Raw genomic sequence first — 6,000 nt, 5'->3', positions numbered from 1 at the left:
TTGGACATAAAATATGCTCCCTCCTAAGTGACAAGTTTTTATTATTTCACTTGTCTACCTAGAAGGGAGCATATCAAAGCGCCCGGAACCACGTTCGGTTTCGGGCGCTTTCTTTTATCTTTCCTATGCAGTTTTTGCTTCTTTCGAACCGAGGCACACAATCAGCCAGCCGATGAAGGCCGCAAGAGATGCGCAGATCAGCATCGCGCCAACACCGGCTGCATCGATAAGCCAGCCGCCAAACAGGGAGCTCATTACATTTCCTGCGGTGATGGTCATCGCCATATATGCCTGTCCTTTAATCGAATCCTGCGGCTCCATGATGCCGTCCACGTAATAGACGCAGGCGACGTTGATCAGCGCCCAGCCGAACATCTGGAACGGCTGAACAGCGTAGTATGTCGGAATATTAAAGGCCAGGAAGGTTCCTATGCTTTTCAGGACAAAAAACAGGCCGGAGAGACGGAGCCAGAAAACACTGCTCTTCTTTTTCAGCAGATAGCCGAACAGAAACATCGTTGGCAGCTCGGAAACTGCAGAGATGGTCATCGCATTTCCCATCTCACCGCTGCCACCACCTTTTGCCATTGCAATCTGATAATTGAAGCTGTTAATCAGGCTATGTGACATAAAGATCAGAATGCAGCCAAGCAGTACTACCACGAAGGACGGATACCGTTTCAGAAAATCGACCGGACCGGCTGCTCCTGTCTCTTCTTTTTCTGCTTCTGCTTTTTTCCTGTCCTTTTTAAACGGAAAGCGAAATACACAGATGAGGAAAAGAATGGTCAGTGCGATAGCCCAGATCGGAATCATGTCTGCTCCAAAGGATGCGGTCAGCCGGCCGAGCAGCCATGATGCAATCGCATATGCAACGGAACCCATGCCGCGCCCGATTCCGTAATCAAGTTCCTCTCCCTGGCGGATCGTCTCCATACCAAGAGAATTAACGAACGGAATCATCAGCATCAGCATCGTAATGCTTGCGCCGTACAGCAGTGTCCTTACCACCATAGAACTGCTTTCTGCCGTTGCAGCAAGGGAAATGATAAGAACAAGCTGAATCAGGTTCGCTCCAAGGAGCATTGTTCGTACGGACGGGCTTTCCGGCCGATCTGCGTAGGATGCCAGCGCAGGCTGCAGAACCGCTGACACGATACAGCCAACTGCCGTCAGAAGGCCGATTTGTGTGTTTGTGAAGCCTTTTTCAAGAAGATAAACGCTGGCATACCCCATCAGTGCCGCGTATCCCATCCAGTAGCAGCCCTGAATCGTGCCGTAGCGCACGGACAGGTGTTTTTTCATGTTTTTGTCCCCCTTTTTCTACAACTTTTCCCTTATCGTAGCGTATTCTGCAGAAAATAGCAACTCAAAATCAACAATAAAACTATTTGGAATTTTTTCGAAATGCTTATTGACTTTTCGCTTTCCCTGTGATAAAAAGTATTTAGATGAATTTCTAATTAATTTGCATTCATACTGCCGGAAAGGAGGTTTCCATGGCATTCGCAGAAACGTTTAAAGCTCTCTCCGATCCTGTCCGGCGAAGGATTCTGGAGCTTCTGAAAAACGAAAGACTTTCTGCCGGGGAGATCGGATCGCACTTTGATATGGCAGGTGCAACCATCTCCTACCATCTCGGTATTCTGAAAAAAGCAGACCTTGTGCTGGAATCCCGGGAGAAAAATTTTATTTATTATGAACTCAACACTTCCGTCCTGGAAGAAATCATGCTCTGGATTTCAGAGCTCAAAGGAGGCACTTCTGATGTGGAAAAAATATAAAACAACACTGATTCTGACAACACTCATTTCTCTTTTTCCGATGGTGATCGGACTTCTGCTCTGGAATCGCATGCCGGACACCATTGCCACCCATTTTGGCACAAACAATGTTCCAAACGGCTGGAGCAGCAAAACGATGGCAGTGATCGGTATTCCTCTGTTTCTTGCCGCTCTGCAGATTTTTACCGCTGTTCTCACTTTTTCTGATCCGAAGCGGCAGAACATCGGCCCGAAGATGATCCGTCTTGTTCTGTGGATCATACCCATAACCTCTCTGATCGTCTGCTGCTCCATCTACGCAAACGCAGTCGGCATCGCAGTTGATATCGGTTTTGTTAGCAATGGGATTGTCGGCCTTCTCTTTATTCTCATCGGCAATTACATGCCAAAATGCAAACAGAACTACACAACCGGCATCAAGGTTCCATGGACCCTTCACAGTCAGGAAAACTGGAACCGCACTCACCGCCTCGCCGGCTGGGTTTGGATCATCGGCGGCGTTGCCATGATCGTAAACAGCTTTCTGCAGCTTGAATGGATTTTATTTCTCACGATCGCAGCGCTGGTTTTGATTCCGATCGGATATTCCTTTCTCCTGTTTAAAAAAGGAATCTAAACCCGGAGAATTTTTTATAAGAAAATTCAACGAAGTTTCCTGTTTAAAAAAGCTTCTGTTCTTCCCTTTTTCCGGGAGGAACAGAAGCTTTTTTATTTCGCGATTTTTATATCTATAAGGAAATGATTCCTATTTTTATACTTATTCTATTGGATGCAGATTTTTCAATGATACATCAAGAATCGGTGCAGAATGCGTCAGTGCACCGCTGGAAACATAGTCTACGCCGGTGTCGAGGATAGTGGCGATATTTTCTTTTGTCACATTTCCGGAGCACTCGGTTTTTGCTCTGCCGTTGATGACGGCTACCGCCTCTTTCATCTGCGCCGGAGTCATATTGTCGAGCATGATAATGTCGGCACCTGCATCTGCTGCTTCGCGGACCATATCGAGGTTTTCACACTCGACTTCAATCTTACGCACAAACGGAGCATAATCGCGTGCCATCTCGATCGCTTTTGTGACACTGCCTGCAGCTCCAATATGGTTGTCCTTTAACAGAACGCCGTCGGACAGATTGTAGCGGTGATTCTGGCCGCCACCGATTTTGACTGCATATTTTTCAAAAATACGCATATTCGGGGTCGTTTTTCTGGTATCGAGAAGGGTCGTTTTGGAACCTTCGAGCAGCTTCGCAACGCTTCTCGTATACGTTGCGATTCCGCTCATCCGCTGCAGATAATTGAGCGCGGTTCTCTCACCGGACAGCAGAACACGGATATCGCCGTTTACGGTTGCGAGCAGATCGCCTTTTTTGACTTCATCGCCGTCTTTCACATACGGAATAATCTCGGTTTTCTCATCGAGCAGCGTAAATACTCTTGCAAATACTTCCATACCGGCAATGACGCCGTCCTGTTTGCAGAGAAGCTGTACCGTTCCCTGGCAGGCTTCTGGCATGACAGCATTCGTGGTTACATCTTCACTGGAGATATCTTCCTGCAGCGCCAACAGCAGCAGATTATCCACATTTAGTGTTCTTGTGATTGGATTCATATTTGTCTTCCTTTCTGATCGCATCCCAGATGCTCTCTTTGCAGCGTTCTGCATATTCTTCCATATCCTGGTAATCTTCTTTTCTAATATCGTACCGTTTTGCAAGGAGCTTCCATTCATCTTCCTTCGGCTCCGTTGCCGTTTCTTTGCGGTCTGCGTTCTCTACAAGACCCTCTGCGGCCCATTCGGCAGCCATCTTCTTTGCCGCGCGCTCTGCGAATACAAGGCTCTCCAGCAGAGAATTGCTTGCCAGACGGTTTGCACCGTGCACGCCGTTGCAGCTCGTCTCACCTGCTGCATACAGATGATCCATCGTCGTTTCGCTATTGCTGTCTACCTTGACGCCACCCATAAAGTAATGCTGGGCCGGTACAACCGGGATCGGTTCTTTTGTGATATCATATCCCTCTTCCAGACATTTCTGGTAAATATTCGGGAACCGTTCTTTTACATCAAGCGGAATCGTTTTCAGGGAAAGCCATACGTGCTTCGTGTGATCCTTTTCCATCTGGCGGTGAATCTCACGGGATACCACGTCACGCGGCTGCAGCTCATTGGTGAAACGCTCACCGTTTTTATCGAGCAAAACAGCGCCCTCTCCGCGGACAGATTCGGAAATCAGGAAACGGCGGCCTTTCTTTTGGGAATACAGCGTTGTTGGGTGAATCTGTACGTAATTGACATTTTTCAGTGCTACGTTCCTGTGGATCGCAATTGCAAGTGCATCTCCTGTCAGATGCGGGAAGTTCGTAGAATTGTCATAAATTCCGCCAATACCGCCGCACGCCCAGATCACATCCCTGGCATAAACCGGAACCAGCTTTCCTTCTTCATCCCGGATCAGAACACCCTCGCAGCCATTTTTGCCGGAAAGAATATCACACATTTCCGTGTGCGCAAGAAGCGTCACGTTCGGCAGCTTTTTTACCTGCGCGAGAAGCTTGCTCGTAATCTCCTTTCCGGTTACATCGTCGTGGAACAGGATGCGGTTGGTAGAATGTGCGCCTTCTTTCGTATAGCAGAGTTCTCCGTTCTCATCGCGACGGAAATCCACACCCCAGGCAATGAGCTGATTGATAACATTTCGGGAAGAACGGATCATAATGTCGACGGATTCCGGCGTATTTTCATAGTGCCCGGCATGCATCGTATCTTCATAGAACGCATCGTAATCGCTCTCGTTTTTCAGAACACAAATACCGCCCTGTGCGAGGAAGGAGTCGCTGTCCTCGGTATCTGCTTTTGTTATCATCAGAATATCGGCTTCCTGGGGCAGATGAAGTGCCGTAAAGCATCCTGCCACACCGCATCCTACAATCACTGCATCATAATACTTTTTCATTTCGTTTCCTCTTTTCCGCTTCTGCGTTCTGCTTATTTTGTTACTTTGCAAGCTCGAGCATTCTTAACAGCGGCGCATGTGCGTCTGAAATTTCCTGTTCGCTTAACAGAACTTCATTCTCCTCGTTTTCCAGTGCTTCTATTAATTTGTCCAATGTTACTTTTTTCATATTTGGGCAGATCTGCGCATTTCCCACTGCATAAAACTTCTTATCCGGGCAGCGCTTTTTCAGCTCCGCGAAAACACCAAGCTCGGTTGCAACGAGAAACTCGGTATCTTTACTTGCCTCGGCATATTTGATGATGCCTGCGGTGCTTCCGACATAATCGGCAAGTGCAACGACTTCACTTCTGCACTCCGGGTGAACGAGAAGCTTTGCCTGCGGGCGCGCTTCCTTTGCAGCCTTTGCAGCTTCCGGACGGATGGCAGCATGTACGTGACAGAAACCGTCATTTAAGATGATATGTTTCTCCGGCACCTGCTCAGCCACATAGGTACCAAGATGCTCGTCTGGGATAAAGAAGATGTCGTGGTTCGGCAGTTCTTTTACAATTTTTACTGCGTTGGAGGAGGTGACACAGACGTCGGAATGACTTTTTAATTCCGCGGTGGAATTGACATAGCATACGACAGCCACATCCGGGTACTCTTGCCGGACTTCCTTGATTTTTTCAATCTCTGCCATGTGAGCCATCGGGCAGTCGGCATGCAGATCCGGGAGCAGTACTTTTTTGCCCGGGTTTAAGATTTTGGCGCTCTCACCCATGAAACGAACGCCGCAGAGAACGATGACACTGGCGTCCACTTTCGTCGCCATGTCGCTTAAGTAATACGAATCCCCGATGTAATCGGCAATTTCCTGCACCTCATCCGGCACGTAATAGTGTGCCATGATGACAGCATTTTTTTCTTTCTTTAATGCTTCCAGCTTTTCTCTTCTGGTATCCATTGGTTTTGTTTCCTTCCTATTTTTACTATAACGATTCAGAACCCTGAATAGTGATATTTTTTTAACACTTTAGCGCTTAGTATACCACAACTTTTGTCATGTGACAAGACAGTTGTAATATCCATTGTCCATTTTTTTCCTGCCTTTTCCCTTCCCCGTGCTCTATAATAGAAAGTACTTGTCTAAGACATGAAAATCTGTGACGCAGTAATTCACGTTCTGCTGCGCTGAATTTTTGCATTATTTTCCGAGATTGCTATAAAAACACCCGTAAATTTGACGGTTGAATAATTATCTACAAAAAAAACGGCCA

Annotated in this window: 6 protein-coding genes; 2 read left to right on the top strand and 4 right to left on the bottom strand. The window is 47.3% G+C overall.

Features of this window, described 5'->3' with window-relative positions:
- Positions 1–123 precede the first annotated feature (123 nt).
- Positions 124–1,305: an MFS transporter gene (locus tag DW769_RS09935; RefSeq protein WP_022462760.1), complete on the bottom strand. Its 1,182-nt coding sequence runs from the start codon at positions 1,303–1,305 to the stop codon at positions 124–126.
- 194 nt (positions 1,306–1,499) lie between these two features.
- On the opposite strand from DW769_RS09935, the gene DW769_RS09930 reads away from it, so the two are divergent.
- A complete protein-coding gene (locus tag DW769_RS09930; protein WP_022462759.1) occupies positions 1,500–1,784 on the top strand; it encodes an autorepressor SdpR family transcription factor in 285 nt (94 codons plus the stop codon).
- Positions 1,768–2,400, top strand: coding sequence for an SdpI family protein (locus DW769_RS09925; RefSeq protein ID WP_118750326.1), 633 nt, complete (start codon positions 1,768–1,770; stop codon positions 2,398–2,400). The genes DW769_RS09930 and DW769_RS09925 overlap by 17 nt, the downstream gene beginning before the upstream one ends.
- A gap of 141 nt (positions 2,401–2,541) precedes the next feature.
- Here the strand turns inward: DW769_RS09925 and nadC are convergent, their stop codons facing one another.
- From nadC to nadA, 3 genes are read right to left on the bottom strand one after another with little or no spacing between them, the layout of a single operon-like run.
- Positions 2,542–3,396, bottom strand: a complete 855-nt coding sequence (gene nadC, locus DW769_RS09920) for a carboxylating nicotinate-nucleotide diphosphorylase (protein WP_022462757.1) — start codon at positions 3,394–3,396, stop codon at positions 2,542–2,544.
- Positions 3,362–4,738, bottom strand: a complete 1,377-nt coding sequence (locus DW769_RS09915) for an L-aspartate oxidase (protein WP_117802553.1) — start codon at positions 4,736–4,738, stop codon at positions 3,362–3,364. Before DW769_RS09915 ends, nadC begins: the two co-directional genes overlap by 35 nt.
- A 40-nt stretch (positions 4,739–4,778) precedes the next feature.
- A complete protein-coding gene (gene nadA / locus DW769_RS09910; RefSeq protein ID WP_022462755.1) occupies positions 4,779–5,687 on the bottom strand; it encodes a quinolinate synthase NadA in 909 nt (302 codons plus the stop codon).
- Between the last annotated feature and the right edge of the window lie 313 nt (positions 5,688–6,000).

This window comes from Blautia sp. AM29-29 (assembly GCF_003480555.1).
Classification (GTDB): domain Bacteria; phylum Bacillota; class Clostridia; order Lachnospirales; family Lachnospiraceae; genus Fusicatenibacter; species Fusicatenibacter saccharivorans.
Note: the sequence above shows the minus strand (reverse complement) of the source record. Positions and strands in the feature narration are given on the sequence as shown.

Bases quoted from the DNA above. Each gene is read 5' to 3' on its own strand.
- DW769_RS09935 (WP_022462760.1), bottom strand. From the start codon at position 1,305: ATGAAAAAACACCTGTCCGTGCGCTACGGCACGATTCAGGGCTGCTAC.
- DW769_RS09930 (WP_022462759.1), top strand. From the start codon at position 1,500: ATGGCATTCGCAGAAACGTTTAAAGCTCTCTCCGATCCTGTCCGGCGA.
- DW769_RS09925 (WP_118750326.1), top strand. From the start codon at position 1,768: ATGTGGAAAAAATATAAAACAACACTGATTCTGACAACACTCATTTCT.
- nadC (WP_022462757.1), bottom strand. From the start codon at position 3,396: ATGAATCCAATCACAAGAACACTAAATGTGGATAATCTGCTGCTGTTG.
- DW769_RS09915 (WP_117802553.1), bottom strand. From the start codon at position 4,738: ATGAAAAAGTATTATGATGCAGTGATTGTAGGATGCGGTGTGGCAGGA.
- nadA (WP_022462755.1), bottom strand. From the start codon at position 5,687: ATGGATACCAGAAGAGAAAAGCTGGAAGCATTAAAGAAAGAAAAAAAT.